The organism is Flavihumibacter sp. CACIAM 22H1, from assembly GCF_001601815.1.
Lineage (GTDB): Bacteria > Bacteroidota > Bacteroidia > Chitinophagales > Chitinophagaceae > Flavihumibacter.
This window is the reverse complement of record NZ_LUKG01000001.1, coordinates 130,792-133,266: the sequence shown is the minus strand read 5'-3', so window position 1 is coordinate 133,266 and position 2,475 is coordinate 130,792. Positions and strand designations below refer to the sequence as shown.

Annotated in this window: 3 protein-coding genes; 2 read left to right on the top strand and 1 reads right to left on the bottom strand. The window is 50.5% G+C overall.

Annotated elements, in window-relative coordinates:
- The coding region (locus tag A1D16_RS00545) for a hypothetical protein (protein WP_290706672.1) at nt 1-425 on the bottom strand (425 nt) is incomplete at its 3' end.
- 94 nt (nt 426-519) lie between these two features.
- On the opposite strand from A1D16_RS00545, the gene A1D16_RS00540 reads away from it, so the two are divergent.
- Nucleotides 520-1,293: a TatD family hydrolase gene (locus tag A1D16_RS00540; protein ID WP_290706670.1), complete on the top strand. Its 774-nt coding sequence runs from the start codon at nt 520-522 to the stop codon at nt 1,291-1,293.
- Between the two features lie 19 nt (nt 1,294-1,312).
- On the top strand, nt 1,313-2,353 hold the full coding sequence (locus A1D16_RS00535) for a type I asparaginase (RefSeq protein ID WP_290706667.1): 1,041 nt from the start codon (nt 1,313-1,315) through the stop codon (nt 2,351-2,353).
- The last annotated feature ends 122 nt before the right edge of the window (nt 2,354-2,475 follow it).

Sequence of the window (2,475 nt, the reverse complement as noted above, 5' to 3'; positions counted from 1 at the left end):
CTACCGGGCAGTATCATATGGCCGGTATAAACTGTGCTGAAGGCGCCTTTGCGGGTGCGCCCGTCTTTACCGAGGCAGCCGGTACTGCCAAAATCAACGGTAACGGTTATGGGAAAACCATCGCCGGTTTTAGTGAGCGTAATGGTATAGCAGCTTCCCTGCAGGGGGCCGGGCTGATCGCTGTTAGCCGATTGAAATACGCCGGTACCTCCGATAGCTACGCTGGGATCGGCGCCCATTACGTTTGTAAATACATCGTCGTACAGCAGTTCTCCTTCGGCTTCGGCTTCAACGGTAGCCTGGGTAAGTTCTGGATCGCGGTCGGTTTCTGTGGTGCCATTGTCTTTGGAACAGCTGGTAAACGTGAGGAGCAGGGCTGTAACAGCCAGTAGCACGAGTTGATTTCCTGGGTGGTTCATTTTCATAAAAGGTGATTTGTGGTTGCTAAATCTTTCCAGATTAGAAGGGGTTGCATTCAAAACGTTTAAAATAGAATAAAATTTTCTGGAACTTTGCCGAATGACCTTAATCGATACCCATTGTCATTTATATGTAGAAGAGTTCCAAAAAGACACGGCACAGGTACTGTCTGCAGCCCGCCAGGCGGGGGTGGAGCGCATTTACCTGCCGGCTATCGACAGTGCTGAACACCTGGCTTTGCTGGGTCTGGAGGCGGCGCACCCCGGCACCTGCATTGCAATGATGGGCCTGCATCCCTGTTATGTGAAGGACAATTACGAAGAAGAGCTACGAAAGGTGGAAGACTGGTTTGCGCAGCGGAAATTTGCGGCGGTGGGGGAGATTGGGCTCGACTTTTATTGGGACCGGAGCTACGATGCCCAGCAGTACGAAGCATTCAGGCGGCAGCTGGAGCTGGCCAGGCATTATAAAGTTCCGGTATCGATCCATTCAAGAAATGCAACCCTGGAATGTATAAAAGAGGTGAAAGCCCTGCAGGATGGCAATTTAACCGGGGTATTTCATTGTTTCAGTGGCTCTTATGAATTGGCAAAGGAAGTGGTGAAACTGGGATTTTACCTGGGTATTGGTGGTGTGGTAACCTATAAAAATGGCGGGTTGCCGGAGGTATTGGCACAGATCCCGTTAGAACAGCTGGTGTTGGAGACGGATGCGCCTTATCTATCGCCGGTTCCTTACCGGGGCAAGCGCAATCAGCCTGCATACCTGGTACCAATAGCCGAAAAGTTGTCGGATATCTACGGGGTTTCAGCGGCAGAAATCGGTGCAATAACAACGGCCAATGCCAACCGGCTATTTCAATGGCAGCCATAAACTAGCAGCAACAAAACTTATGAGAAAAAACAGCAGCACGCCGCGGATCCTTATAATATATACTGGGGGTACCGTTGGTATGGTCATGGACCCGGTTACCGGCGCCTTAAAGCCGATAGGATTTAAAGAGATCCGCGATAATATTCCGGAAATAGTAAAACTGGGCTTTGAGGTAGATGTACATGCGTTTAATCCGCCGATGGATTCCTCCAATATGCAGCCAGAGGTGTGGGTAGAGTTGGCGGGCATCATCGGTAGAAAATACAATGAGTTTGATGGATTTGTGATTTTACACGGGTCGGATACTATGGCATTTACGGCATCGGCCCTGAGTTTTTTGCTGGAGAATTTATCGAAGCCGGTGGTGTTGACGGGTTCTCAGTTGCCGATTGGAGAAATCCGGACGGATGCCAAGGAAAACATCATAACGGCCCTGGAAATTGCAGCGGCCCGAAAAGGGAGCAAAGCGTTGGTGCCGGAGGTTTGTATCTATTTTGATTACAGCCTGTTTCGCGGTAACCGGTCAAAAAAATACAATGCCGAAAAATTCGAGGCTTTTTATTCGATGAATTACCCGGCTTTGGCAGAAGCGGGTATTAATATCAAGTATAAGAAGGAGTTTTTGCTGAAGCACCCGGATGCGGCTTTGAAAGTACATCGGCGGCTGGATCCTTCGGTGGCGGTGCTGAAGATTTTTCCGGGTATAACGGAGGCAACGGTGGAGGCGGTATTACAGACCCCTGGTGCCAGAGCGGTGATTCTGGAAACTTTTGGCAGTGGAAATGCTACAACTGCGCCCTGGTTCCTGGCGGCGGTAAAGCGGGCGATTGGCCGGGGTTTAACGGTAATTGATATTACCCAGTGCGATGGGGGATCGGTAGAATTGGGGATGTATGAGACCAGCCGGGCATTGAAGGAGATGGGGGTAGTGTCGGGGCATGATATGACCTTTGAGGCTACGCTAGCCAAGCTGATGTTTTTACTGGGGCAGCAGCTCTCGCGCCGCCGGCTGCATGAATTATTGGAAACTTCCTTAAGGGGTGAGTTGACGAATCCCTGATAAACCCTATATTTGCGTCCCGTTTCACCGGTCAGTTGCCAACTGAAGGGTACGGGGGAGTCGCAAAAATGGAGAGGTGTCCGAGTGGTTGAAGGAGCACGCCTGGAAAGTGTGTATACCTC